The sequence below is a fragment of the Mycolicibacterium sp. XJ870 genome, from assembly GCF_053483975.1.
Map to the genome: position 1 here is coordinate 728,223 of NZ_JBEFTI010000001.1, position 24,280 is coordinate 752,502.

The window sequence follows — 24,280 nt, forward strand, 5'->3', positions numbered from 1 at the left end:
GCTTCAGAGGGGCGCTTCAATCGGCGAGCCGAGGGCGCGCTCGATTCGCAGCGCCGCGAAGTTGCCGAAGTCGTCCATGCGACGCTGAAGGGCACGCCGATCAAGCATGTCGGTGTCGAATGCATCAACGACAACGGAATCCAGCTGCTCCTGAGTTACTTCCGGACTGGCCGCCAGATCGAGCAGTGTTCGGGTTGTTGTTGTGACCGCGAAGTCCTGTAACACCTCGATATCGGCCGATTCGAGGCTGGCGACGTGCACGATCACCAACGTGTTCCGGGTCGAGAATCCCGGTGGCATCGTGATGTGTACGTTAGCTGGATCGACCTCACCGAGCTGGTGCGCTTCTGCCGCCGACTGATGGGAGATCACGCCGCGACGGTCGCTCCATACAAACCATCGAACGAACGAATCCCCTTCTGCTGGTGGCCAATCCGCAAGCCGAAACACGCCGCGGTCGATTCTCGTCCAGTTCCCGCGGTCGACGTGGTACTTCTGGGCTTGGTACGTGTACCCGGTGTCTTTGGCCTGCCGTGCGTTGAAGTATCCACGCTGCCGAAACGCCACCTGGTGTAGGCGACGACGCAGGGCAATGCGGTCGGACATGGGCTCATGTTAGCACCCGCATCATCCAGAACTGTAGTTTTGCCTCAGTCCGTACGACAAAACTATAGTTTTCCCGTACGGTAGGACGCGTCACATCCTCGCGTAGGCCAGGGCAGGGAATTCGATGCTGGACATCCACAGCCGGCCGCCGGCCTCGAGGACTCCGGTGACGACGCCGAAGTCCGGATGCTTGGTCTGGATTCCGCTGACGGCCGCACCGGTGTCGGCGTCGAACGCGACAGCCCACACCTGCGATTTGATCTTCGGCTGCAATGCCTCCGGCAGCCGCCACACCAGTTGGCGCAGCACCGGCGCGCGCGGCGCGAGTCGTTCGGCGGCGGCGTTGATCGGGCTCACCAGGGCGACCCAGATGCGGCCATCAGAGCCGGTGGAAATGTTGTCGGGCATGCCGGGCAGATTCACTGCCAGCGGCGTGACCGTGCCGGCCTGCGGCCCGGTCAACCAGTACTTCGACAGCCGTCGGCCCTGCGTCTCGGCGAACACCAGCGCCGACTCGTCCGCGGTGACGGTGACACCGTTGGTGAAGTACAGACCGTCCACGAGTGTAGTCACGGTCCCATCGACGGCGAGCCGGAACAGGCTGCCGCGTCCTCGAGCCTCGAGGACCGCCGCGGCGAAATGCTCGTAGTGGAACTTGCTCGTCGACTCGGTGAAATAGATTGTGCCATCAGATGTCTCGGTGACATTCGAGCAGAACATGAGCGGCCGGCCCGCCACCGACTCCACCAGCGTCGAGAGCTCACCAGTCGACGGATCGAGCACCAGCAGCCCACGGTGGCTGTCGCAGATCAGCACCCGACCGTCGCGAGCGACATGCATTCCAAGCGGGCGTCCGCCGGTATTGGCCACGACGGTCGCGTCGCCGTCGGGGGACACTCGCACGATCCGGCCGTCGACAAGCCCGGTCCACAGGTGCCCATCCGCGTCGGCGACGACGTCCTCAGGCCCGTTCCCGGGCATCGGCACGATCGTCAGGTCCGCCGCTGGAAACTCCGGGAGCGGATCGACGGGCGGCGGCTGCCAGCGGACGGGATCGATCGACGGTTTGCGGGGCACCGCGTTGACGTTAGGGCGGAGCGCGGAGGAGCACAGGCATTCCACACCTGATTGCTACAAGAATGCTACGTTTGTAGCATGTCCGAGGTTGCGTCACGCGAACTCCGCAATGACACCGCTGGCGTGTTGCGCCGTGTGCAAGCTGGGGAGGACATCACGGTGACCGTCAGCGGGCGCCCGGTTGCGCAGCTCATCCCGGTGCTGCCGCAGCGCCGGCGCTGGCTGACCAAGGCGGAGTTCCTGGCACGGCTACCGCGCGCCCAAGCTGATCCGGGTTTGCGAGACGACCTCGACGCGCTCGCCGGCGACACCACCGATGATCTCGGGCCAGTGCAGTGAGCCGGCCAGCAGATGCGGGAGTGCTTGATACCTCGGTGTTTATCGCGAACGAGACCGGGCGCGCGATCGACGCGTCGGCCATTCCGGCCCAAGTCGCCACCACCGTCGTCACGCTTGCTGAACTCAACGCCGGAGTCCTGGCCGCGACCACCACCGACGTCCGCGCACAACGGCTGGCGACGGTCGACGCCGTCGCCGACCTCGCGATACTGCCGGTCGACGAGGACGCAGCACGAATGTGGGCGCGGCTACGGGTTTATCTCGCCGAGACCGGCAGACGGGTCCGAATCAACGACCTCTGGATCGCGGCGATCGCAGCTTCGAGGGGCCTGCCTGTCATCACGCAGGACGACGACTTCGACGCGCTCGACGGGGCGGCGGGTCTGACAGTTATTCGTGTGTAAGCCTGAACCCGGCGCTGATCCGACGGCTGTTCTTCTCGATGGTGACGACCTGCGCCCGCGATAGCGTGTCGGCCAGGTCGTCCCGCACACCGTTTTCATAGGTCACTCTCGCCTCGCGTGCGAGCCGCCGACCTTCATCGGTGATGATGGCCATCACCCCGCGCCTGTCCTCTGGACACTTCTCGCGGCGCACGAGCCCCCGTTCCTCCAAACGCCGTACCCGCTTCGTGAGATGGCCGGGCAGTGATTCAACGATGTCCGCGAGATCGCCCATGCGGATGAATCCGATTTCGGATTCGAGCAGCGCGTCGAGCACTCGGAGGTCGATCACGGCCAGTTGATGCGCGTCGGTCAGTCGACGGTTCATCGCCGCGTCCAACCGCAGTGCGGCATCGGCAAAGCTCTGCCACGACTTCTGCTCGGCGAGGTCTAGACCGGGAATGTCACTCGCGGTGCGGCGAGGAAGACGGTGCTGCATCGCGTCATGCTAAGCATCTCCGCTTGAGTCAGGGGAGATTTTGCTACGCCTGCGGGTCTGCGACGGCAATTCGCCGAACAGGGCACGGTATCGGGCTGACATACGGCCGAGTTCGCTCATGCCCCACTGGTTGGATACGTCGGCGATCGTCGCATCCTCCGGGCTGATCGCGAGGAGGCCTGACCGGATGCGATGGAGGCGCATCCGTGCGATGTAGGACCGCGGTGGCTCGCCGAGGGTTTCCTCGAACGACCTGGTGAGAGTTCGCCGGGAGACACCCACGCGGCACGCGAGGTCTTCGATGTCGAGACGTTGGTCGAGGTTTTGGTCGATGTGCGCGCGGGTGAGCTCGACGATTCTTTCGCGTTGCCGCAGCGGTCGGAGGATCGAGGCTGTTGGCCGTTGCGCGAAATGGCCGATGAAGGCGGTGACGATGTCGGCAAGCGCGGCGGAGTCGAGTCGGCCGTCGCCTTGGTGCAGGCGGGCCAGGAACGCGGAGATCGTGTCGAGGTGCGCTCGCGCCAACGGCTGTGGGTGAATGCCGGTATGCCGGAAAGCGTTGTGGGGCAGGCTGAGTCCGTGACGCCCTACCTCACTCTCCAATGTCTCCTCGCTGAGGGAAACGACGGCATAGAGCGAATTGACGTCGTGAAAAGCCTCGTGCTCATCACCGGGGCGAAACACGGTGACGATCCCCGAATCGATATCTCGCAACAACAGTCGATTCCGTGGCGGAATCCGCAGGCCGACAGCGATCGAAATGGCGTCGTCGGACAGCGCCCCACGGATTTGCACTCTGCTGTCGAAGTGGCCGGAACTCAGAGAAACCCCGTCGTGGGCAGCGTGCAACAGAGTGCCGCTGGGCGGTTCGCGCGATAGCTGGAACGCATTCAGCCCGGCGTTGTTGACCGCGTCGCCCAGATCCTCGAGCTGCTCGATCCGCGTCCGGACCAACGGTACGTCCATTGAGCAGGAGTGTAAGACGCGGACGGCCTGTCCCAATCTGCATAGACCGGATTCGTTGGCTGCGTTGTGATCTCCACAGCGGTCGATGGAGGAGAAGTAGCGACGCAATGTTGGCGGTTGAATGTGAGGAGCGAGGCCCGAATCGAGAGATCATGAATTCGGGTGACGAGGCGCTGCATAGTTGGGAGCGCTTCTCGGAAGCGGCGAGCCTGCTCTACCGGGCGATCGATACGGCCCTCACCGCCAAACACAGCCTGACGATTCCTGATCTGCAAATTCTTCACCGGCTCAACATGGATCCGCGCCAGGGTGTTCGGATGGGTGTTCTCGCAGAGATTCTGTTTCTTGCCCCCGGCCGAGTCACCTGGCAAGTGAGCCGCTTGGAGAAACGCGGTTTGGTGCGCCGGGTTCGTAGCCGCGACGACAGGCGAATGGTCGTGGTCGCGATCACCACTAAAGGGCAAGCTGCTCTGCAGCCGGCGCTGCTGACCTATTCCGCGATCGTGCGGCGGCATTACCTCGCACCGCTGACCCGCGTCCAGATGACCGCGCTGGGGGATTGCACCAGGCGCGTCAGCGATGCGTTGAAATTCCGGGACCAATTTCCGGATTCTTAGCCGCGCCCGAGTGGTACCACCGGCGGTACCGCATTTCCAGAGCACACCTCACCTGTTCCTTGGTGCTGCTGTGACGGCGGGTCGATCAGATGCACGCGACGGGATAGTCGCGCAGACGCTTGTCGGCGGAGACCAAATCCAGCTGTTCGACCATGGCCTGCGCCACGAGCATCCGGTCGAATGGGTCGCGGTGATGCCATGGCAAGTCGCGCAGAGCCTCGGCATGCGCCGCGGTAAACGGGAGCTCGCGGAATCCCGCCTCCCGCACCACCTCATCGAGTCCGGTAGGCGCTCGGAGCTTCCCCAGCGACGCCTTGATCGCGACTTCGGCGACGGTTATCGCAGAGACGAAAAGTTCGTTGTCAGGCTCCGCGATCGTCGCGCGATGCGCAGGCGAAAGGTTCTTGGCGTCGGCCAGCCACCAGAGCAGAACGTGAGTGTCGAGGAGCCCTCTCATTCCCCGTACCAGTCGCGGTCGTCCGAGGCTGAGAAGTCGTCGAAGTCGGCGCCGATGGTGACCCGGCCCTTCCAGATTCCCGGTTGGCGAACCACCCGATCCGGCTGGTAGGGCACCAAACGTGCGATGGGCCGGCCGTGTCGGCTGATCACGATCTCGTCGCCGGCCTCCACTTGGGCAAGCAGACGCGAGAAGCGCGATTTCGCGTCATAGACGTTGACCGTCTCGCTCATGACGACAGACTATCTGATCTGGCCAGGTCTGACCAGATTAGCCGCGACCGCTGGTTCGGCTCTGCAGTGAGGGCGGCAAAGTGCGAGAAGCACCCGCCCTCACCGCAGAGCCAACGCCAGACCTAGAGCAGGTTGCCCGCTTCGGAAAGCACGCCGTGCAGGATCTCGTAAATCGCGTCGAACTCGGCCTGCCCGCTGATCAGCGGCGGAGCAAGCTGCACCACTGGGTCGCCACGGTCGTCGGCGCGGCAGTACAGGCCGGCCTCCCACAGTGCCGGCGTCAGGAACCCACGCAGCAGGCGTTCGGACTCTTCGTCGTTGAACGTCTCCTTGGTGGTCTTGTCCTTGACGAGTTCGATGCCGTAGAAGAAGCCCTCGCCGCGGACGTCGCCGACGATCGGCAGGTCGTAGAGCTTCTCCAGGGTGGCCCGGAATGCCGGGGCCATCTCCTTGACGTGGTTGTTGATGCCCTCGCGCTCGAAGATGTCGAGGTTGGCCAGCGCCACGGCCGCCGAAACCGGATGTCCGCCAAAGGTATAGCCATGGCCGAACACCGTCTGGCCGTCGTTGAACGGCTCGAACAGCCGGTCGGACGCGACCATCGCGCCAAGCGGTGAGTAGCCCGACGTCAAACCCTTTGCGCTGGTGATGATGTCGGGCACATAGCCGAAGTCGTCGCAGGCGAACATCGAACCGATCCGGCCGTAGGCGCAGATCACCTCGTCGGAGACCAGCAGCACGTCGTACTCGTCGCAGATCTCGCGGACCCGCTCGAAATACCCCGGCGGCGGCGGGAAGCAGCCGCCGGCGTTCTGCACCGGCTCCAGGAAAACCGCCGCGACGGTGTCGGGACCCTCGAACTCGATGGCCTCGGCGATCCGGTCCGCGCAGTAGCGGCCCCAGGCCTTGGGATCGGTGCTGAATTGCTCGGGAGCCCGGTAGAAGTTGGTGTTGGGCACCCGGAAACCGCCAGGAGTCGGCGGATCGAACGGCGCCTTGAACGCCGGGATGCCGGTGATCGCGAGCGCTCCCTGCGGCGTGCCGTGATAGGCGATGGACCGCGATATCACCTTGTATTTGCCCGGTTTGCCGGTCAGCTTGTAGTACTGCTTGGCCAGCTTCCACGCACTCTCGACGGCCTCGCCGCCGCCGGTGGTGAAGAAGACCCGGTTCAGGTCGCCCGGCGCGAACGCGGCCACGCGCTCGGCCAGCTCGATCGCCGGCGGGGTCGCATAGGACCACAGCGGGAAGAACGACAGCGTCTCGGCCTGCTTGGCGGCGGCCTCGGCCAGTTCCTTGCGGCCGTGGCCCACCTGCACGACGAAAAGCCCTGAGAGCCCGTCGATGTAGCTCTTGCCCGCGTCGTCGAAGATCCGGACGCCCTCGCCGCGGGTGATGATCGGCGGGGTGATGCCCTCACCGTGCCGGGCGAAGTGGCCCCACAGGTGGCGGTTGGCCTTGGCGGCCAGGTCGGTTGACGTAGTCTGATCGGTTTCGGAAATGATAGTCATCGCGTTCCCCAATTATATTGCTGCTTAACAAGTTTCAAATAGACAAGGGTTTCGGTGGATATCACTCCCGGCAATGCGCGGATCTTGGTGTTGAGTAGTTCGAGCAGGCTGTCGTCGTCCTCGCAGACCACCTCGACGATGGCGTCGAAGGATCCCGCCGTCAGCACCACGTAATCCACCGACTCGATGACGGCCAGTTTCTCGGCCAGTTTGGTGGTGTCCCCGGTGCAGCGGATGCCGATCATCGCCTGGCGCGCGAAACCCAGTTGCAGCGGGTCGGTGACCGCGACGATCTGCATGACGCCGGCGTCGACCATGCGCTGCACCCGTTGGCGCACCGCGGCCTCGGACAGGCCCACCGCCTTGCCGATGCCGGCGTAGGAGCGGCGCCCGTCGGCCTGCAGCTTCTCGATGATCGCCTTCGACAATTCGTCCAACTGGAAGGCGCCCGGTCGCGAATGATTGACGCGCAACGGTACGGCGGCCAGTTCGCGACCATCAGGGTTGGTCATGCCACCGATTGTGCACGGAATCCGTCGTTTGGGGCAACCTTATCGATGTATTCGATCGTCTAAAGGTGCCTCCAACGCGGGATTGCGTAGCAGAACGGTCGGGGGATCGGTTAGCGTTGGGGCCATGAGTGTGGCGGTAAATGTGGCGAGCAGTTGGATCAACGGCGCCCCGGTGGCGACCACCGGTCCAACCCATCAGATCATCGATCCGGCGACCGGTAAAACAGTTGCCGACTATGCACTGGCATCCACCGACGACGTGGACAACGCGGTTGCCGCGGCGCGTGCCGCATTGCCTGCATGGTCCACCGCTACGCCTGCGGAGCGCTCCGCGGTGCTGGCCAAGCTGGCCAAGCTCGCCGACGAACACGCCGACGACCTGGTCGCCGAGGAGGTCAGCCAGACCGGCAAGCCGGTGCGGTTGGCCTCCGAGTTCGACGTGCCGGGCAGCATCGACAACATCGACTTCTTCGCCGGAGCGGCCCGCCACCTCGAGGGCAAGGCCACCGCGGAGTACTCGGGCGATCACACGTCGAGCATCCGGCGTGACGCCATCGGCGTCGTCGCGACCATCACCCCCTGGAACTACCCGCTGCAGATGGCGGTATGGAAGGTGATCCCGGCACTGGCGGCAGGGTGTTCAGTGGTGATCAAGCCTGCCGAGATCACTCCGCTGACCACGCTCACGCTGGCCAGGCTTGCCAGCGAGGCCGGGCTGCCCGACGGCGTCTTCAACGTCGTGACCGGCGCGGGCTCCGACGTCGGGACCGCGCTGGCCGGACACCGCGGCGTCGATCTGGTGACCTTCACCGGGTCGACGGCCGTCGGCCGCAAGGTGATGGCCGCGGCCGCGGTGCACGGTCACCGCACCCAGCTTGAGCTGGGCGGCAAGGCCCCGTTCGTGGTGTTCGACGACGCCGATCTCGACGCCGCGATCCAGGGCGCTGTGGCCGGGGCACTGATCAACACCGGTCAGGACTGCACCGCGGCCACCAGAGCCATCGTCTCGCGCGACCTGTACGACGACTTCGTCGCCGGCGTCGCCGAGTTGATGGGCAAGATCGTCGTCGGCGATCCCCAGGACCCCGACACCGACCTCGGCCCGCTGATCACCTACGCGCATCGCGACAAGGTCGCCGCGATGGTGGCGCGCGCGCCGGAGCAGGGCGGCCGCGTCGTCACCGGTGGGGTGGCTCCTGACCTGCCCGGATCGTTCTACCGGCCGACGCTGATCGCCGACGTCTCCGAAAGCTCAGAGGTGTACCGCGACGAGATCTTCGGCCCGGTGCTCACGGTGCGGGCCTTCACCGACGACGACGACGCGATTCGCCAGGCCAACGACACCGACTACGGTCTTGCCGCCTCGGCGTGGACCCGCGATGTGTACCGCGCGCAGCGGGCGTCGCGGGAGATCAACGCCGGCTGCGTGTGGATCAACGACCACATCCCGATCATCAGCGAGATGCCCCACGGTGGCGTCGGCGCGTCCGGTTTCGGCAAGGACATGAGCGACTACTCCTTCGAGGAGTACCTCACCATCAAGCACGTCATGAGCGACATCACCGGCGTCGCCGAAAAGGAATGGCACCGCACAGTATTCGCCAAGCGCTAGGGCTACCCTCGGAGGAGTGACAACTGCCGTAGACGAGTTCGAGGCGCTGCGGCCGCAACTCCTGGCGGTCGCCTACCGGTTGACGGGCACCTACGCCGATGCCGAGGACATCGTGCAGGACGCCTGGATCCGCTGGGACGCCAACCGCGGCCAGGTCAACGACCTGCGGGCCTGGCTGACCACGGTGGTGAGCCGGCTGGGCCTGGACCGGTTGCGCTCGGCTGCGCACCGGCGCGAAACCTATTTCGGGGAGTGGCTGCCCGAGCCGGTGGTGACCTTCGATGCCAATGACCCGCTGAACGCGGTCGTCGCGGGGGAGGACGCCCGGTTCGCGGCAATGGTGGTGTTGGAGCGCCTGAACCCCGACCAGCGGGTGGCGTTCGTCCTGCACGACGGCTTCGGCGTGCCGTTCACCGAGATCGCCGACGTGCTCGGCGTCAGTGCTGCTGCTGCCCGGCAACTCGCCTCCCGGGCGCGCAAGGCGGTGGCCGACGCCCCGCCCCCGGTGCCCGACGACACACACAACGAGATCGCCGGAACGCTGATGGCAGCACTGGCCGCCGGCGATATGGAAGCCGTTGTGCGCCTGCTGCATCCGGACGTCACGTTCACCGGCGACTCCAACCGGCGCGCCCCGACCGCGCCCCGCGTCATTCACGGTCCCGAGAAGGTGGCCCGCTTCCTGTTCAGCCTGGCCCGTCGCTACGGACCCAACTGGTTGGCGGGCAATCAGCTGGCACTGGTCAACGGTGAGCTGGGTGTTTACACCGTGGGCGCGCCTGCAGTCGACCGCTATCCGGAGCTCATGCCACGCATCACGGCGATGACGATCCGGGACGGAAAAGTCTGTGCCGTATGGGATATCGCCAATCCCGACAAGTTCACCGGCTCACCACTACGCGGAGGTGCTACGTGATGCCCACTGATCCCGGCAACCTGTCCCAAACATTCAGCAAGCTGATGTTCCGCGGCATGGACAAGATGCGTCACCGCGAGGCCTTCGACATCGGTGAGCCGACCGGCGTCGACTTCTCCGGCTTCGACAAGTACCGCCAGATCGTGCTTGTCACCTACAAGCGATCAGGCGAAGCCGTCCCCAGCCCCATCAACCACGGCGTCGCTGAGGGCAAGCTCTATGTCCGCACCGACGCGTCCACCGCCAAGGTCAAGCGAATCCGCAACAATCCCAACGTGATCGTGGCGCCGTGCAACCTTCGCGGCAAGCCGGCCGGCCCGGCGGTCGCCGGCGTGGCGCGCATCCTGCCTGAGGAAGAACACGCGCACGCCAACGCCGCGATCGCCGCCAATTGGAGCGCGCCCATGAAGGTTTTGGAGCGTGGCCTCGATAAGAGCAGTCAAACCTTCGGTGTGGCAATGGCTTTCATCGAGATTGTGCCTGCTGGTCAGGCTTGATGCTCCTCGCGCAAGCGCTCGTCGGCCTGATCGGCCCACGGAACCCGGCACGCATCCCCAGAGTTGAAACCCTGCTCGGTGATGCCCAGCGCCGAGTACATCCGGGCCCGCATGTTCTCCACACCGATCTGGTAGGTCAGCTCGATCACGCCGTCATCGCCGAAGCGCCTCTGCAGATCAGCCACCTGCTCGTCGGTGATGGTGTGCGGATCTTTCGTCATGGCGTCGGCGTAGGCGAGGGCCGCGCGCTCGTCGTCGGTGAACATCGGTGACGTGGCGTACTCGTCGATGGACTTCAGCCGGTCCACATCGAGGTTGTCCAGCCTCATCAGCATCGAACCGAAGTCGACACACCACGAGCAGCCGACGGTACGGGCCGTCCAGAACACCGCGAGTTCGCGGACGCTGGCCGGCAGCTTCTTCGAGCCGCTCTGCAGCAGGCCTTCATGCACGGCATTGGCCATCAGCAGCCGTGGGTGATGTGCTGCCACCGTGAACGGTTCGGGCACCTCACCGAACTTTTTCTTGGCGAACCGGTACATCATCCGCGTCATCAGGCCGGCTTGTTTGGGAGGCAGGGGTTGGATTCTTGGTGTCATATCTGTCAGACGAGGCACGCGCGCGATGTGTGACAGCCGAGCGTGAAGAAGATGGCGAGATTCCTGCGACAACTCGCCATCTTCTTCACGTTGGAGAGTGGTGGAACCGGCGAGCAGCCCATAGCGTCTTAACGGCATGCCGTTTCTGGGTTCCGAGGCGATGGCTACGGGCAAGCTCAACCGCTATCAGTTGACCACCCGCTACGAGATGTTGCATTGGGACGTCTACGCCCCGCGCGGCGCCGAGCTCACACCCGTCGACAAGGCGGTCGCGGCGTGGCTGTGGTCGGGGCGACGGGGAATCGCTGCGGGGCTGTCGGCCGCCGCGCTGCACGGATCGAAGTGGATCGAGGCCAAGCATCCCGCCGAGCTGAATCACTCCAGCCGACACAAGACCGCCGGCATCGTCCTGCATGGTGACCGCCTTGTTGACGACGAAGTCTGCGTGATCCGGAGAATCGGGGCCACGACGCCCGCCAGGACTGCGTTCGATCTCGGTCGTCGAAAGGGGTTGACCGACGCCGTCGTCAGGGTGGACGCGCTCCTGCAGGCCACGGACCTGAAGATCCCCGATGTGCGGCCGCTCCTGCAGCGTCACAAGGGGGTTCGGGGACTCCAACAATTACGGCAGGTGCTCGATCTCGCCGACGGCGGGGCCGAATCGCCGCAGGAAACCCGAACTCGCCTGCTATTGACCGAGGCCGGCATGAGACCCGAGAAGACTCAGATCGTGGTCTTCGATCACCGCCGGATTGTGGGCCGGATCGACATGGGGTGGCCGGAGTGGAAGGTCGGCGTGCAATATGACGGCATTCAGCACTGGACCGATCCGAAGCGGCGCACGATCGACATCGACCAGAACGTCGAGTACCAGGATCTCGGTTGGCGGATGGTTCACGTTGGTGCCGACCTGCTTCATCATCGCCCACGCATGATCATTGATCGCACAAAGGCGGCATTGCGCGCCGCTGGCCGCCCAATGTGAACAAGATCGCGAGATTTCCGAGAAATCTCGCGATCTTGTTCACACTCGGCGCCCCAAACGAACTCAGCGCGCAAACATCAACGCGCGCTTGACCTCCTGGATCGCCTGAGTCACCTGGATGCCACGCGGGCAGGACTCGGTGCAGTTGAACGTGGTCCGGCAGCGCCACACGCCGTCGACCTCGTTGAGGATGTCCAACCGCTCGGCAGCCGCTTCGTCGCGCGAATCGAAGATGAACCGGTGTGCGTTGACGATCGCGGCAGGCCCGAAGTACGACCCCTCGCTCCAGTAGACGGGGCACGACGTGGTGCAGCACGCGCACAGGATGCATTTGGTGGTGTCGTCGTAGCGGGCCCGGTCGGTCGGGCTCTGGATCCGCTCTTTGGTGGGGGCGTTGCCGCTGGTCACGAGGAACGGCTTCACGGCGCGATACGCGTCGAAGAACGGCTCCATGTTCACCACGAGGTCCTTCTCCACGGGCAGCCCGCGGATCGGCTCGATGGTGATGGTGAGTTGCTTCGAAGCCTTCTTCGGCAGCATGTCGCGCATCAGCACCTTGCAGGCCAGCCGGTTCACCCCGTTGATCCGCATGGCGTCGCTGCCGCACACGCCGTGTGCGCAGGACCGCCGGAACGTCAGCGTGCCGTCGAGATACCACTTCACGTAGTGCAGCAGGTTGAGCAGCCGATCTGAGGGCAGGCAGGGCACGCGGAAGCTCTGCCAGCCTGCGGCGTCGGGCTCGTCGGGGTTGAACCGGGCGATCTTGAGGGTGACCATGACCGCGCCCTCGGGCACGGGCGGCAGTTCCTGATCGCCGGCTTCGGGCTTGTCGATAACGGGTGCGCTCACTGGGCACTCTCCTCTTCGCGCAAGCGGCTCATCAGTACTTCCGCTCCATCGGCTCGTAACGCGTCTGGACCACGGGCTTGTAGTCCAACCGGATATCAGCAAGAAGGTCGGTGCCCTCTTTATAGGCCATGGTGTGACGCATGTAATTGGTGTCGTCGCGGTTCGGGTAGTCCTCGCGGGCGTGGCCGCCGCGGGATTCCTTGCGGTTCAGCGCGCCGACGACCGTGACCTCGGCCAGCTCCAGCAGGAAGCCCAGCTCGATGGCCTCCAGCAGGTCGCTGTTGTAGCGCTTGCCCTTGTCGTGCACCGTGATTCGCGAGTAGCGCTCCTTGAGTGCGTGGATGTCGGTAAGCGCCTGCTTCAACGTCTCCTCGGTGCGGAACACCGCGGCGTTGTTGTCCATCGACTGCTGCAGCGCCGTGCGAATGTCGGCGACGCGCTCGTTGCCGTGCTCGGACAGGATGTCGCCGACCCAGCCGACCACCATCTCGGCCGGGTTCTCCGGAAGGTCGACGTGGTTGTGGTTCTGCGCGTATTCGGCGGCGGCGATGCCCGCGCGGCGGCCGAACACGTTGATGTCCAGCAGCGAGTTGGTGCCGAGGCGGTTGGCGCCGTGCACCGACACACACGCGCATTCGCCCGCGGCGTACAGGCCGGGGATGACGTTGTTGTTGTCGCGCAGCACGTTGCCGTGCACGGTGGTGGGGATGCCGCCCATGACGTAGTGGCACGTGGGGTACACCGGCACCAGTTCCTTGACCGGGTCGACGCCCAGGTAGGTGCGGGCGAACTCGGTGATGTCGGGCAGCTTGGCCTCGAGCACGTCCTCACCGAGGTGGCGCACGTCGATGTAGACGTAGTCCTTGTTCGGTCCGGCGCCGCGGCCCTCCAGCACCTCCAGCACCATCGAGCGGGCGACGATGTCACGTGGCGCCAGGTCGACGATCGTCGGCGCATAGCGCTCCATGAACCGCTCGCCCTCGCCGTTGAGCAACCGGCCACCCTCACCGCGCACGGCTTCGGAGATCAGGATGCCCAGGCCGGCAAGGCCTGTCGGGTGGAACTGGTGGAACTCCATGTCCTCCAAGGGAAGTCCCTTGCGGAAGATGATGCCCAGGCCGTCACCGGTCAGGGTGTGGGCGTTGGAGGTCGTCTTGTACATGCGGCCCGACCCGCCGGTGGCGAACACGACCGCCTTGGCGTGGAACACGTGAATATCGCCCGTCGCCAACTCATAGGCGATGACGCCGGTGGCGACCGGGCCGCCGGGCGTATCGGTCAGGGAGATGTCCAACGCATAGAACTCGTTGAAGAACTGCACGTCGTGCTTGACGCAGTTTTGGTACAGCGTCTGCAGGATCATGTGGCCGGTGCGGTCAGCGGCGTAGCACGCCCGGCGCACGGGCGCCTTGCCGTGATCGCGGGTGTGCCCGCCGAACCGGCGCTGATCGATGCGGCCCTCGGGGGTGCGGTTGAACGGCATCCCCATCTTCTCCAGGTCATAGACCGCGTCGATGGCCTCGCGGCACATGATCTCGACGGCGTCCTGGTCGGCGAGGTAGTCGCCGCCCTTGACGGTGTCGAAGGTGTGCCACTCCCAGTTGTCCTCTTCGACGTTGGCCAGCGCGGCGCACATGCCGCCCTGCGCCGCGCCGGTGTGGCTGCGGGTGGGGTACAGCTTGGTCAGCACCGCGGTGCGGGCGCGGGGCCCGGCCTCCACGGCGGCCCGCATGCCTGCGCCGCCTGCGCCGACGATGACGACGTCGTAGCGATGCTCATGAATCATTTGTCTAACCTCCGATGTTCGCGTCGAAGGTGACCAGGACATACGTGCCCAACACCAACGTAAATCCGGTCGCCAGCAGCAAGAGCGAGTTCAGCCAGAACTTGGTGGTGTTCTTGCGGGCGTAGTCGCCGATGATCGTGCGCATGCCGTTGGCGCCGTGCAGGTTTGCCAGCCACAGCAGGGCCATGTCCCAGATCTGCCAGAACGGCGACGCCCAACGCGCGGCGACATAGTTGAAGTCGATGCGGTACACCCCGTCCTGCCACATCAGCATGATGAAGAGGTGGCCGAGCGCGAGAAACACCAGCGCCACACCGGAGAACCGCATGAACAGCCATGCGTACTTCTCGAAGTACGGGATGCCGCGCGGGCGCCGGGGCGCGCGCGGATGATCGAGTGCCGCAGGCCGGTCATGTTCGCGTTCCATGACGGGCGCCGGACGGCCCAGGCGGGTTTCGCCTGCCCCTGGCGCGCTCACAGGAACCGCTCCGCCATGTGCATGCCGATAACTCCCAGGGATGCGATGAGGACGACGGCGAAGATGCCGACGGCGACGGCCAGCATCTGCCGCTGATAACGCGGACCCTGCTGCCAGAAGTCGATGAGGATGACGCGGATGCCGTTGAGTGCGTGGAAGAGCACCGCGGCGACCAGGCCCACTTCCATCAGGCCGACGATCGGGGTCTTGTACGTCTCGATGACCTCGTTGTAGGCCTGCGGGCTAACCCGCACCAACGCGGTATCGAGAACATGGACGAACAGGAAAAAGAAGATCGTCGCCCCGGTAATACGGTGCAACACCCAGGACCACATTCCCGGATCACCCCGATAAAGGGTTCGCCGGCGTGCTTTCCCGGGAGCCTCCGTCTGCGTACTCATCGGTCCCTCCAACGCCATCAGTGGACGTCCGGGACCGGTCTGTCGACAAGCCCCAAACCTCGGGGCGACTCTAAACCCATTTGTAGTACCGAACGAACTACGGTGGAGCGGTTCGGGCTGATCAGCTGGAGAAAGTTAGGCTTACCTATCTTGGTGGGCGGGCCGTGAATTGGGGTTTTCGGAATGCATTCAGAACCTAAGCGGTGGTGACGGCATGGTTGCGGAAATTGACTGGAAAACCTTGCAGCACAAGGCAATTGAGGCATCTGGACGGGCTTATGCGCCATATTCCGGATATCCGGTTGGTGCCGCGGCGCTCGTCGACGATTCCCGAATCGTGACCGGTTGCAATGTGGAGAATGTCTCATATGGCCTAGGTCTCTGTGCCGAGTGTGCTGTGGTCTGCGCCCTGCATTCCGGGGGCGGCGGACGGCTCGTCGCACTGACCTGTGTGGGCCCCGACGGCGGTCTCCTGATGCCCTGCGGACGCTGTCGGCAGGTGCTGTTGGAGCACGGCGGTCCGGAGTTGCTCATCGACCATCCGAATGGTCCCCGGCCACTGCGCGAACTGCTTCCGGACGCGTTCGGCCCGGACGATCTGGCGCGACGGTAACGCCAAGCGGTTCAACGACTCCGGTTACCGGCGAGTAGGTTGGCGGCCATGGCGCATTTCGACGCACCGTCGGTCATCCGGACCAAACGCGACGGCGGGGTGCTCGCCGACGCGGCCATCGACTGGGTGATTGATTCCTACACCCGCGGGCACGTCGCCGAGGAGCAGATGTCGGCGTTGTTGATGGCGATTTTCCTGCGCGGGATGACGCCGGCCGAGACCGCCCGCTGGACGGCTGCAATGGTCGCGTCGGGGGAGCGCTTCGACTTCACCGACCTGCGTCGGGACGGCAAGCCGCTGGCCCTGGTCGACAAGCATTCCACCGGAGGCGTCGGAGACAAGATCACCATCCCGCTGCTTCCGGTCGTGATGGCGTGCGGCGGCGCCGTCCCGCAAGCCTCCGGACGCGGCCTCGGTCATACCGGCGGCACCCTGGACAAGCTGGAGTCGATTCCCGGCTTCTCGGCCGAGCTATCGAAAGATCGGATCCGACAACAACTTCAGGCGATTGGCGCCGCGATCTTCGCCGCCGGTGAGCTCGCGCCTGCCGACCGCAAGATCTATGCGCTGCGCGACATCACCTCGACGGTCGACTCGCTGCCGCTGATCGCCAGCTCGATCATGAGCAAGAAATTGGCGGAGGGTGCGCAGTCCCTGGTCTTGGATGTGAAGGTGGGCCGCGGGGCGTTCCTCAAAACCGAGCCCGAGTCGCGAGAGTTGGCCCGCACCATGGTCGAGCTCGGCAATGCGAACGGCGTGCCGACCCGCGCTCTGCTGACCGACATGAACCGTCCGCTCGGGTGTGCCGTCGGCAACGCGGTGGAGGTCGCCGAGTCGCTGGATGTGCTGGCCGGCGGCGGACCGGACGACGTCGTCGCCCTCACGCTGGCGCTGGCGGGTGAGATGCTCGACGCCGCTGGGATCGACGGCGTCGACCCCGCCGAGACTCTGCGCGATGGATCGGCGATGGACCGGTTCCGGGCATTGATCGCCGCCCAGGGCGGGGATCTGAGCCGACCGTTGCCTATCGGTTCGGCGTCAGAGACCGTGACCGCGCCGCGCGACGGGTTGATGGGCGACATCGATGCGATGGGCGTCGCGATGGCGGCGTGGCGGCTCGGCGCCGGGCGCGCCGAACCCGGCCAGCCCGTGCAATCCGGAGCCGGGGTGCGCCTGCACCGCAAGCCGGGCCATCCGGTGGCGGCCGGCGAGACACTGTTCACCCTCTACACCGACACCCCGGATCGCCTACCCGCCGCGCTCGCGGAACTGGACGGGGCCTGGACCGTCGGCGATTCCGCACCCCCGGATCTGCCGCTGCTGATCGACCGGATCGATTAGGGCGCCGCGAGTGGTGCCGGTGGCGCAACCGGCGCCACCGGTGCCGGCGGTGCAACTGGCGCAACTGGTGCCGGCGGTGCAGCTGGGGCCGGGGATGCTACGGGAGCAAGCGGTGCCGCTACCACGGGTTCACGGTCCCATTCACTCGGCGGGGCAGATGGTTGGCTTGGAGCCGGTTCGAGCGCAAGCCGGGTGGCGGCGAAATCGACACCTTGGCTGATCAGGCCGTTATAGCCGGAGGAGGTGTGGGCGGCGAAGTTCATCCCGTCCGAGCACACGAAGTCCTCGGGTGCGCACACCTTCAATGTCTTGGGCTCATACTCCGGGCCGATGACAACGGGCGGTTCACCAAGGAAGTTCATCGCCCGAATATTCGGCGTCCCGTAGAGCACGACGGCCGCGACGTTCTCGGCAACCTCCGGCTGCAACGGTTTGGGTACGGTCGCGGGATCGACCCCGTCGGGCACGGCAGCCGAGGTGACGAAGCCCATCACTGCCGCGCCTTGCGAATATCCGCCGAGCACCATCTTTGTGTCAGGGCAGTCGGCAGCCATGGTCGTGATGTGGGTACCCGCGTCACGGATGCCGTCGACGCCTGTGGTCCATTGGTCGGTGGCCGGGTAGTTGACCGGATAGACGCCGAGTGACTTGTCGCCGACGCGCTGGCGCAGGGAGTCGACGAATGCCTGTCCCGTCGGTCCGAGCCCTGGTGGCTCGCCGGTGCCGCGGGCGAATACCACCTCCACGTCAGGACATGGCTGTGCCGAAGCTATTGGGGCGCCGATGACGGCGAACACCAGCGGCATCATCGTGACTGCGGCCGCACTCAGAACATCTACGCGCACGTTCGGTATCCTTTGCTGATCGAATTGCCTTGTCCCGCACTAACACACCATGGTTTCCTGCTGATCGGGGCGTCGTTGCACCGATGCCAAAGCTGCTGTGAGCGACTCACTTATCGGCAGATCGATGAGATCGCAGCTACGCAAAAGTCGTGATATCGCAGGACCGGCGACCAGTGACCACCGCACGTTGAAGCGTGCGCATCTGGCGTTGATTGCGTGCAGGGTCTGCATGCCTGCGGGGTGCATGAATTCGACTGCGGTCAAGTCCAACACGAGCCATTCACAGCGCATTGCATGGTGCACCCGCGCGACGAGTTGGTCGGCGCCGGCAGCGTCGATTCCACCGGCGACGCTGAGCAGACTCCCCGTGCGGCCCTGGTGCATGGTGTATCGGGCGGTGTTCGCGTGGGCCGATCCGACGCCCGGTGATCCTGGCAGTTTGATCATGACATCGACAACCCCTAAAGCCGATGATTCGTTCTGCTGAGGCGACCCGAGGGAGCCACAGCATGCCCGTGGATTATCCCGGCGGGCTTTGGCTCAACCTTGGCGCATAACTTACTCCCAACCTCTCTGTGTGGGCAATGGCTATCAACGAACCAGCTGAACAGCGACCGAACGGTCCGCGATCTACGGGCCAGGACGGGCTCAGTCGCGGATGATGGGGTGATGAGCACGCCGCTGACCCTGGAGAAGATCCGTCACGCCCCCAAGGCCCTGCTGCATGACCATCTCGACGGTGGGCTTCGACCGGCCACCGTGCTCGATCTGGCTGGTCAGGTCGGCTACGACGACTTGCCGGCCACCGAGGTCGACGAGCTCGCGACGTTCTTCCGCACGGCAGCGCACAGCGGGTCGTTGGTGCGTTACCTGGAGCCGTTCGCCCACACCGTCGGCGTGATGCAGACCCCGGACGCGTTGCACCGGGTCGCCCATGAATGTGTCGAGGATCTTGCCGCCGACAATGTCGTGTACGCCGAGATCCGGTTCGCCCCCGAACTGCACATCGACGGGGGACTGTCCCTGGACGAGGTCGTCGACGCGGTGCTGGCCGGGTTCGCGGACGGCGAGAAGGCCGCTGCCGCCGAGGGCCGCACGGTCGTGGTGCGCTGCCTGGTCACCGCGATGCGGCACGCGGCCCGCTCGCGGGAGATCGCCGAGCTGGCCGTCCGATTCCGCGACAAAGGGGTGGTCGGCTTCGACATCGCCGGGGCCGAGGCCGGTTATCCGCCGTCGCGCCATCTCGACGCCTTCGAATACATGCGAAGCAACAACGCGCGCTTCACCATTCACGCGGGCGAGGCGTTCGGTCTGCCCTCCATCCACGAGGCCATCGCATTCTGCGGCGCTGACCGGTTGGGGCACGGTGTGCGCATCGTCGACGACATCACCGAGCTCGAGGACGGCTCGCAGAAATTGGGTCGGCTGGCCTCCATCCTGCGGGACAAGCGGATTCCGCTGGAGATGTGCCCGAGCAGCAATGTGCAGACCGGGGCGGCGGCCAGCATCGCCGAGCATCCGTTCGACCGGCTGGCCCGGTTGCGCTTCCGGGTGACCGTCAACACCGACAACCGGTTGATGAGCGACACCACGATGAGCCAGGAGATGCTGCGCCTGGTCGAGGTGTTCGGCTACGGCTGGAGCGATTTGGAGCGGTTCACCATCAACGCGATGAAGTCGGCATTCCTGCCGTTCGACGAACGGCTGGCCATCATCGACGAGGTGATCAAGCCGCGCTACGCCGTGCTGGTCGGCTGAACCCGGCCCAGCACCGTCCGCAGGGCATCCGCGAAAGCCCCTGGCGCACCGATGAATCCGCCGTGATCGCCGGGGAACATCACCGGTTGCATGCCCAGCAGATCCGCCAGCGCGATCGTCGTCCGATGCGTCACCAGATGACCGGACTCCTCGCCGAGCCCGAGCACCACACGCCCCGCCTTCAGCGCCGCGATGTCGGGCAGATACCGCGTCGTCGCCCGTAGCTCGTGGTCGAAGAAGTGCGTCGCATTGGCCACTTCCAACGGATCCGGGGGACCGGCCGGCATCTCAGGTGCCTCAGCAGGCAGCTCGAACCCGGCGTTGGCCATGAACTGTCCGAACGCGGCCTGATGACCGTCGCGGTGGAATGTCGCGATGATGGCCTCGGTGGCTGCCCGCTGCTCGGCGGCGTCGGGCAGCAGCTCAAGCAGCGGCGGCTCGTGGGCGACGAGGGTGCGCACCCGGTCGGGGTGCCGGGCGACCAGGGCCAGCCCGGTGACCGCGCCGCCTGACGAGCCGAACACGTCGGCTGCGTCGGCGCCCAGGTCGTCGAGGATCGCGGCGACGTCGTCGGCGCGGCGCTCGGGCGTCGAGTCCTGCGTCGGATCGTCGACGACGCTGCCCCCGATGCCGCGCGGGTCGGCGGTCACCACGGTGTGATCACCGGCCAGTGCGTGGGCGAGTGGGGTGAACTCGGCCGCCGACATCGGGGCGCCCAGGATCAGCAGCAGCGGACCGTCCCCGCGGACCTCATAGTGCAGGCGGGCGCCCGGGACGGCGACACTGGAGACAGTGGTTGAAGCGGTCATGCCGATATGACCGCTTCAACCCGGAAAACTCATCGCGGGGCTATGAGCGTGAAGAACTACCCAGCTTGAAGAACTACTCAGCCCGCAGCCGAGACTCCACGAAGCGTTCCATCGTCTCCCACTGCTCGACGGCCTCGGCGTAGGGCGCCACCGGCTTGTCGGTGCTGTCCGGGTCGACCACATAGGCGATGAAGGATCCGAGCGGCTTGTCCGTGGCCAAGGTCTCGTCGACGCTCTTGTCCTCGGAGTAGTCACTGACATCGCGGAGCAGTTCGACCGCCAATTCCAGCTGGTCACGATCGATCGCGTCGGGTCCGTCGGCGATGTCGTCGGCGAGGCCGCTGAGAACGTAGACGTTCTCGTCAGACACGTCGACACGCAGCGAACCGTCGGTGGCCGCAGTACGGATGTCGTCGTAGGTGGCCAGGTCCGACAGGTCGTGGTCGTGCTCGTCGGCCAGATAGCGCGCCAGCGCCCGCTCCGAGCTGAACACGCTGATCCGGCCGTTGCGGCCAAGGAAAACCGGCTCGTCGTCGAGGTAGCAGCGCAGCGTGTAGACGGTGCCCGCACCGGTCATGATGCGCACCGGGTCGATGCCCACCTTCAGCCAGAAGTCCTCGTCGCCGCCCAGCACCGCGTCGGGGCTGCGTCCGGTTGCTTCGGCCTCTTCCGTGTCTTCCACGGCGGCATCATCGGCCTCGTCGGTGTCGGCGACGAGATCTTCTTCGTCGTCTTCCTCGGGGGCCGGTTCGTCGAGTTCGGCCTGGGCCTTCTTGACCACGTCGGCATCAATGTCTTCGGGAACCGTGACGATCTCGTCGAGGGCATCGACGACGCCGTCCCAGCCGCGACCGATCACGGCCTCGATCTCGGCCCACCGCTTGCGGCCGCTGCGGCCGGTGAACGATTCCAGCCCGCCGCCGACTGTGCCGAGCACCGGGTTGCCGTTGAAGAACTTGCTGATGGGCGTCAGCTCACACACCGAGCCGAGGGACGCCACGATCGCCAGCGCGCGGCGCAGCGATTCGACCGATTCCTCGGTCGGCTTCTCGGCGACTGCCTCGGGCACGCCGACGATGTCGTACAGGTTGTCTTCGGCCGGGTCGAGCTTGTGCGCCGACGCGGTGGTCAACGCCTCCCACCGCGGGTGATCGGCCAGATCGTTGTCGGTGTTGGTGCGCACGAACGCCGCCAGGTCAGCGACCGATTCGAAGGCGAAGAGGTCCTCATCCTTGCCGAGGAAGGCCTCCCATTCATCGCCGGCATCCCGCCAGCGCGGAGCCCACAATGTGTAGAGGTCGCCCTTGGTCAGCCCAAGCCGGACCGGCACGATGTCAGCAGCCATGCGGCACAGCCTAAGGCGTGGCCCTCGCGTGCTGTCAGGTTGCCTCCCGTTCCTGGCCGAGCTCTGCGACCAGTCCGTCGAGAAGCTGCTGCCGACGCTGCGCTGTATCGGCGTCGTCGCGCAGTCCGGCCAGGCCGGCACCGGCCCGTTCGAGGGCCGTCAGCCGACCGCGCGCCCGGGCCATCACGTCGTCGAAGATCGGCCCGCTCATGCCGTCGGCCGCCAGAACCCCTGGAAGCCCTGGCCGGCATTCGTGGTCCGGATGGGGGAGAGCTGAACCGGATCGCCTGCCTCGATCATGGTGCCGCGGCCGACGACCATCGCGACGTGGCCGTCCCACACCGCCAGGTCGCCCGGCCGCAGCGAGTCCGCGGAGACCGCTGCGCCGATGTCCTGTTCTTGCGCGAGTCGCGGAATGTTCAGTCCCGCTTCGTGATACGCCCACTGGGTCAGCCCGCTGCAGTCCAGCCCGACGCCCGGGCTGGTGCCGCCCCAGTGATACGGCACGCCCAGCTGGGTCAGTGCGTGCCGCACTGCCCCGGCCGCGACCGCGTTGGGCGCGAGCGCGGTGCTGCCGTCGGGCAACCGGATTGCCACCCCGTCACCGAACATGCCCGGATCCCGTGACCCGACCGCGGCCTCCGGCGGTGCCGAATCCGACAATGACGCCGCGAGATCGGGCGCGCCGGAAGCCCAACTGCTGGGTTGTATGCCCGACGGCGGACCGGCCGAGCCACCGGAGAATCCGGCCGGAATCGTCGGTGTCGGCGCTGTGGGTGCCTGCGTGGCGGCGACAGCGTGGTTGTCGAGTTCGGCGCGCAGTTGGTCGACGATCGCGATGGCCTCACGCAGGGAACGTTGCGCCTCGGCCAGCAGCTCCTCGGCGACTCCCGGTTCGTTGAGGCGCGGCTCCAAGGCTGCCGCGCGGTCTTCGAAGCGGTCGACAATCGCCTGCAGCCGAGAGCCCGCGGATGCGACGGCCGCACCCGCCTGGTCGGCGCCGGCGCTCAGCGCGTCGGCGCGGTCGGCCAGGGCGGTGACGGCTGCCGCGGTGTTGGCGGCGAAGTCGGCGGCAGCGTCGGCGGCCACGCCGGACCAGCCGCCGGTCCGGTTCACCGACACCGCTGCAGCGACATCACTGAGCGCGGTCCGCACCTCTGTCAGGGCCGTCACCGCGGCGTGGACCGGCCAGCCGGGACCCACGAGGGCCCGCACCTCGTGCAGCGGCGCGGCCAAGGCGCTCACCAGCGCGCTGCTCGGCACCACTACACCCGCGGCAGCAGGTGCGCGGCGCGGTGGCCGGCAGCGTCGTAGGAGGCGGCGTTCTGGCCGGCAGTGGCGCCGGCTGTCTGCGTTTCGTCACCCAGCGCCGCGGCGGCAGCCACCTGGTCGGTGACCGCGTCGGCGAACGCGGCCAGGAAGCGGTCACCGACCGGGCCGAGTGCGGTGGCGGGCGACGGTACGGACCGCAGCGCCGCCGCGATGGCAGCGAGTTCGGCGGCGTGCGCGGTGTATGCGCCGCCGAGGGCGCGGATGAGCAGAGTGTCGGCGAGCATGACGTTATGACGCAGGGACGCCCGGTTCGGTTCCGTCGGCTCCCGCACGGTTTAAGGTCGGCGCATGGATGTGCGCGTCGTCGATCACCCGCTGGCCGCGGCGCGGCTGACCACTCTGCGTGACGAGAGCACCGACAACGCGGGGTTTCGCTCGGCGCTGCGCGATCTGACCCTGATGCTGGTGTACGAGGCCACCCGCGACGCGGCATGCGAAAAGATCCCGGTACGCACACCACTGACCGAGACCACCGGTTCCCGGCTGGCCAACCCGCCGCTGCTCGTGCCGGTACTGCGGGCCGGGTTGGGCATGGTCGATCAGGCGCATGCGCTGATCCCCGAGGCGCAAGTGGGTTTCGTCGGGGTGGCCCGGAACGAAGAGACGCATCAACCCACCCCCTACCTGGCATCGCTGCCCGACGATCTGAGTACCCGCTCGGTGCTCGTGTTGGACCCGATGCTGGCCACCGGCGGGTCGATGGCGCACACCATCGGCCTGCTGCGGGAGCGCAACGCCGTGGACATCACCGCGGTGTGCGTGGTGTGCGCACCGGAAGGTATTGCCGCGCTGGAGAAGGTCGCACCCGATATCCGGTTGATCACCGCGACGGTCGACGACGGGCTCAACGAGATCGCTTACATCGTGCCCGGTCTCGGCGATGCGGGGGATCGGCAGTTCGGCCCGCGCTAAGA

At 66.0% G+C, this 24,280-nt stretch carries 30 protein-coding genes and 1 pseudogene; 11 read left to right on the forward strand and 20 right to left on the reverse strand.

Going from position 1 to position 24,280, the window contains the following annotated elements; genetic code table 11:
* Nucleotides 1-3 precede the first annotated feature (3 nt).
* Both ABQF30_RS03640 and ABQF30_RS03645 read right to left on the reverse strand, forming a co-directional pair.
* Nucleotides 4-606 (reverse strand): type IV toxin-antitoxin system AbiEi family antitoxin domain-containing protein, encoded by a 603-nt coding sequence (locus ABQF30_RS03640; RefSeq protein ID WP_448461149.1) that lies wholly within the window; start codon nucleotides 604-606, stop codon nucleotides 4-6.
* A 90-nt stretch (nucleotides 607-696) separates the two neighbouring features.
* Entirely contained in the window at nucleotides 697-1,683 is a 987-nt protein-coding gene (locus tag ABQF30_RS03645; protein ID WP_448461151.1) for an SMP-30/gluconolactonase/LRE family protein, read from the reverse strand.
* A gap of 78 nt (nucleotides 1,684-1,761) precedes the next feature.
* Between ABQF30_RS03645 and ABQF30_RS03650 the strand changes: the two genes are divergently transcribed.
* Together ABQF30_RS03650 and ABQF30_RS03655 are read left to right on the forward strand one after the other, a co-directional pair.
* Nucleotides 1,762-2,022, forward strand: a complete 261-nt coding sequence (locus tag ABQF30_RS03650; RefSeq protein WP_448461153.1) for a type II toxin-antitoxin system Phd/YefM family antitoxin — start codon at nucleotides 1,762-1,764, stop codon at nucleotides 2,020-2,022.
* Nucleotides 2,019-2,426, forward strand: a complete 408-nt coding sequence (locus tag ABQF30_RS03655) for a type II toxin-antitoxin system VapC family toxin (RefSeq protein ID WP_448461154.1) — start codon at nucleotides 2,019-2,021, stop codon at nucleotides 2,424-2,426. Before ABQF30_RS03650 ends, ABQF30_RS03655 begins: the two co-directional genes overlap by 4 nt.
* On the opposite strand, the gene ABQF30_RS03660 is transcribed toward ABQF30_RS03655, so the two are convergent.
* Both ABQF30_RS03660 and ABQF30_RS03665 read right to left on the reverse strand, forming a co-directional pair.
* On the reverse strand, nucleotides 2,413-2,904 hold the full coding sequence (locus tag ABQF30_RS03660) for a MarR family winged helix-turn-helix transcriptional regulator (RefSeq protein WP_448461156.1): 492 nt from the start codon (nucleotides 2,902-2,904) through the stop codon (nucleotides 2,413-2,415). The two genes, ABQF30_RS03655 and ABQF30_RS03660, sit on opposite strands and share 14 nt — an antisense overlap.
* Nucleotides 2,905-2,913: 9 nt before the next feature.
* A complete protein-coding gene (locus ABQF30_RS03665) occupies nucleotides 2,914-3,870 on the reverse strand; it encodes an AraC family transcriptional regulator (protein WP_448461158.1) in 957 nt (318 codons plus the stop codon).
* 152 nt (nucleotides 3,871-4,022) lie between these two features.
* Between ABQF30_RS03665 and ABQF30_RS03670 the strand changes: the two genes are divergently transcribed.
* Nucleotides 4,023-4,487 (forward strand): MarR family winged helix-turn-helix transcriptional regulator, encoded by a 465-nt coding sequence (locus ABQF30_RS03670; protein ID WP_448461160.1) that lies wholly within the window; start codon nucleotides 4,023-4,025, stop codon nucleotides 4,485-4,487.
* A gap of 85 nt (nucleotides 4,488-4,572) precedes the next feature.
* Here the strand turns inward: ABQF30_RS03670 and ABQF30_RS03675 are convergent, their stop codons facing one another.
* From ABQF30_RS03675 to ABQF30_RS03690, 4 genes are all read right to left on the reverse strand, one after another.
* Entirely contained in the window at nucleotides 4,573-4,944 is a 372-nt protein-coding gene (locus tag ABQF30_RS03675) for a type II toxin-antitoxin system VapC family toxin (protein WP_448461162.1), read from the reverse strand.
* The gene (locus tag ABQF30_RS03680; protein WP_448461164.1) at nucleotides 4,941-5,177 is read right to left on the reverse strand and encodes a type II toxin-antitoxin system Phd/YefM family antitoxin; all 237 of its coding nucleotides are present in this window, start codon (nucleotides 5,175-5,177) and stop codon (nucleotides 4,941-4,943) included. The genes ABQF30_RS03675 and ABQF30_RS03680 overlap by 4 nt, the downstream gene beginning before the upstream one ends.
* A gap of 122 nt (nucleotides 5,178-5,299) precedes the next feature.
* Nucleotides 5,300-6,688 carry an aspartate aminotransferase family protein gene (locus ABQF30_RS03685; RefSeq protein WP_448461166.1) on the reverse strand — a complete coding sequence of 463 codons (1,389 nt, stop codon included), beginning with the start codon at nucleotides 6,686-6,688 and terminating at the stop codon, nucleotides 5,300-5,302.
* On the reverse strand, nucleotides 6,685-7,200 hold the full coding sequence (locus ABQF30_RS03690) for an Lrp/AsnC family transcriptional regulator (protein WP_448461168.1): 516 nt from the start codon (nucleotides 7,198-7,200) through the stop codon (nucleotides 6,685-6,687). Before ABQF30_RS03690 ends, ABQF30_RS03685 begins: the two co-directional genes overlap by 4 nt.
* A 124-nt stretch (nucleotides 7,201-7,324) precedes the next feature.
* Here ABQF30_RS03690 and ABQF30_RS03695 point away from each other — a divergent pair, with 124 nt between their 5' ends.
* The 3 genes from ABQF30_RS03695 to ABQF30_RS03705 are packed head-to-tail and all read left to right on the forward strand — an operon-like array spanning nucleotide 7,325 to nucleotide 10,225.
* The gene (locus ABQF30_RS03695) at nucleotides 7,325-8,812 is read left to right on the forward strand and encodes a gamma-aminobutyraldehyde dehydrogenase (protein ID WP_448461169.1); all 1,488 of its coding nucleotides are present in this window, start codon (nucleotides 7,325-7,327) and stop codon (nucleotides 8,810-8,812) included.
* A gap of 16 nt (nucleotides 8,813-8,828) precedes the next feature.
* Nucleotides 8,829-9,728 carry a sigma-70 family RNA polymerase sigma factor gene (locus tag ABQF30_RS03700; RefSeq protein ID WP_448461171.1) on the forward strand — a complete coding sequence of 300 codons (900 nt, stop codon included), beginning with the start codon at nucleotides 8,829-8,831 and terminating at the stop codon, nucleotides 9,726-9,728.
* Nucleotides 9,728-10,225 (forward strand): PPOX class F420-dependent oxidoreductase, encoded by a 498-nt coding sequence (locus tag ABQF30_RS03705; protein WP_448461173.1) that lies wholly within the window; start codon nucleotides 9,728-9,730, stop codon nucleotides 10,223-10,225. The genes ABQF30_RS03700 and ABQF30_RS03705 overlap by 1 nt, the downstream gene beginning before the upstream one ends.
* Here ABQF30_RS03705 and ABQF30_RS03710 read toward each other — a convergent pair.
* Nucleotides 10,216-10,857 (reverse strand): annotated as a pseudogene (locus ABQF30_RS03710) (carboxymuconolactone decarboxylase family protein); the annotation flags it as partial. The gene ABQF30_RS03705 and the pseudogene ABQF30_RS03710 sit on opposite strands and share 10 nt — an antisense overlap.
* Nucleotides 10,858-10,960: 103 nt before the next feature.
* Here ABQF30_RS03710 and ABQF30_RS03715 point away from each other — a divergent pair.
* Nucleotides 10,961-11,809 carry a putative endonuclease domain-containing protein gene (locus tag ABQF30_RS03715; RefSeq protein ID WP_448461174.1) on the forward strand — a complete coding sequence of 283 codons (849 nt, stop codon included), beginning with the start codon at nucleotides 10,961-10,963 and terminating at the stop codon, nucleotides 11,807-11,809.
* 63 nt (nucleotides 11,810-11,872) lie between these two features.
* Here ABQF30_RS03715 and ABQF30_RS03720 read toward each other — a convergent pair whose 3' ends face one another.
* From ABQF30_RS03720 to sdhC, 4 genes are all read right to left on the reverse strand, one after another.
* Complete coding sequence (locus ABQF30_RS03720; protein ID WP_448463415.1) at nucleotides 11,873-12,586, reverse strand: succinate dehydrogenase iron-sulfur subunit; 714 nt, start codon at nucleotides 12,584-12,586, stop codon at nucleotides 11,873-11,875.
* A 103-nt stretch (nucleotides 12,587-12,689) separates the two neighbouring features.
* Complete coding sequence (gene sdhA, locus ABQF30_RS03725; protein ID WP_448461176.1) at nucleotides 12,690-14,444, reverse strand: succinate dehydrogenase flavoprotein subunit; 1,755 nt, start codon at nucleotides 14,442-14,444, stop codon at nucleotides 12,690-12,692.
* 4 nt (nucleotides 14,445-14,448) lie between these two features.
* Entirely contained in the window at nucleotides 14,449-14,871 is a 423-nt protein-coding gene (locus ABQF30_RS03730) for a succinate dehydrogenase hydrophobic membrane anchor subunit (RefSeq protein WP_448463417.1), read from the reverse strand.
* A gap of 47 nt (nucleotides 14,872-14,918) precedes the next feature.
* Nucleotides 14,919-15,323: a succinate dehydrogenase, cytochrome b556 subunit gene (gene sdhC, locus ABQF30_RS03735; RefSeq protein ID WP_448461178.1), complete on the reverse strand. Its 405-nt coding sequence runs from the start codon at nucleotides 15,321-15,323 to the stop codon at nucleotides 14,919-14,921.
* Between the two features lie 214 nt (nucleotides 15,324-15,537).
* On the opposite strand from sdhC, the gene ABQF30_RS03740 reads away from it, so the two are divergent.
* Both ABQF30_RS03740 and ABQF30_RS03745 read left to right on the forward strand, forming a co-directional pair.
* On the forward strand, nucleotides 15,538-15,936 hold the full coding sequence (locus ABQF30_RS03740; protein ID WP_448461179.1) for a cytidine deaminase: 399 nt from the start codon (nucleotides 15,538-15,540) through the stop codon (nucleotides 15,934-15,936).
* Nucleotides 15,937-15,984: 48 nt separating this feature from the next.
* Entirely contained in the window at nucleotides 15,985-17,277 is a 1,293-nt protein-coding gene (locus tag ABQF30_RS03745; protein WP_448461181.1) for a thymidine phosphorylase, read from the forward strand.
* Here the strand turns inward: ABQF30_RS03745 and ABQF30_RS03750 are convergent.
* Complete coding sequence (locus ABQF30_RS03750; RefSeq protein WP_448463419.1) at nucleotides 17,274-18,086, reverse strand: cutinase family protein; 813 nt, start codon at nucleotides 18,084-18,086, stop codon at nucleotides 17,274-17,276. The two genes, ABQF30_RS03745 and ABQF30_RS03750, sit on opposite strands and share 4 nt — an antisense overlap.
* A 75-nt stretch (nucleotides 18,087-18,161) precedes the next feature.
* On the reverse strand, nucleotides 18,162-18,569 hold the full coding sequence (locus ABQF30_RS03755; protein ID WP_448461183.1) for an STAS domain-containing protein: 408 nt from the start codon (nucleotides 18,567-18,569) through the stop codon (nucleotides 18,162-18,164).
* A gap of 222 nt (nucleotides 18,570-18,791) precedes the next feature.
* Between ABQF30_RS03755 and ABQF30_RS03760 the strand changes: the two genes are divergently transcribed.
* Complete coding sequence (locus tag ABQF30_RS03760; protein WP_448461185.1) at nucleotides 18,792-19,880, forward strand: adenosine deaminase; 1,089 nt, start codon at nucleotides 18,792-18,794, stop codon at nucleotides 19,878-19,880.
* Here ABQF30_RS03760 and ABQF30_RS03765 read toward each other — a convergent pair.
* The 5 genes from ABQF30_RS03765 to ABQF30_RS03785 all read right to left on the reverse strand — a co-directional run bounded on the left by ABQF30_RS03765 (nucleotide 19,859) and on the right by ABQF30_RS03785 (nucleotide 23,590).
* Nucleotides 19,859-20,689: an alpha/beta fold hydrolase gene (locus ABQF30_RS03765; RefSeq protein WP_448461187.1), complete on the reverse strand. Its 831-nt coding sequence runs from the start codon at nucleotides 20,687-20,689 to the stop codon at nucleotides 19,859-19,861. The two genes, ABQF30_RS03760 and ABQF30_RS03765, sit on opposite strands and share 22 nt — an antisense overlap.
* Nucleotides 20,690-20,762: 73 nt before the next feature.
* Nucleotides 20,763-22,034 carry a protein export chaperone SatS gene (gene satS, locus ABQF30_RS03770; protein ID WP_448461189.1) on the reverse strand — a complete coding sequence of 424 codons (1,272 nt, stop codon included), beginning with the start codon at nucleotides 22,032-22,034 and terminating at the stop codon, nucleotides 20,763-20,765.
* Between the two features lie 34 nt (nucleotides 22,035-22,068).
* Nucleotides 22,069-22,245 (reverse strand): hypothetical protein, encoded by a 177-nt coding sequence (locus tag ABQF30_RS03775; RefSeq protein ID WP_448461191.1) that lies wholly within the window; start codon nucleotides 22,243-22,245, stop codon nucleotides 22,069-22,071.
* Nucleotides 22,242-23,297 carry a C40 family peptidase gene (locus tag ABQF30_RS03780; RefSeq protein WP_448461193.1) on the reverse strand — a complete coding sequence of 352 codons (1,056 nt, stop codon included), beginning with the start codon at nucleotides 23,295-23,297 and terminating at the stop codon, nucleotides 22,242-22,244. Before ABQF30_RS03780 ends, ABQF30_RS03775 begins: the two co-directional genes overlap by 4 nt.
* A 2-nt stretch (nucleotides 23,298-23,299) precedes the next feature.
* Complete coding sequence (locus ABQF30_RS03785) at nucleotides 23,300-23,590, reverse strand: hypothetical protein (protein ID WP_448461195.1); 291 nt, start codon at nucleotides 23,588-23,590, stop codon at nucleotides 23,300-23,302.
* Between the two features lie 64 nt (nucleotides 23,591-23,654).
* Here ABQF30_RS03785 and upp point away from each other — a divergent pair, with 64 nt between their 5' ends.
* The gene (gene upp, locus ABQF30_RS03790; protein ID WP_448461196.1) at nucleotides 23,655-24,278 is read left to right on the forward strand and encodes a uracil phosphoribosyltransferase; all 624 of its coding nucleotides are present in this window, start codon (nucleotides 23,655-23,657) and stop codon (nucleotides 24,276-24,278) included.
* Nucleotides 24,279-24,280 lie beyond the last annotated feature (2 nt).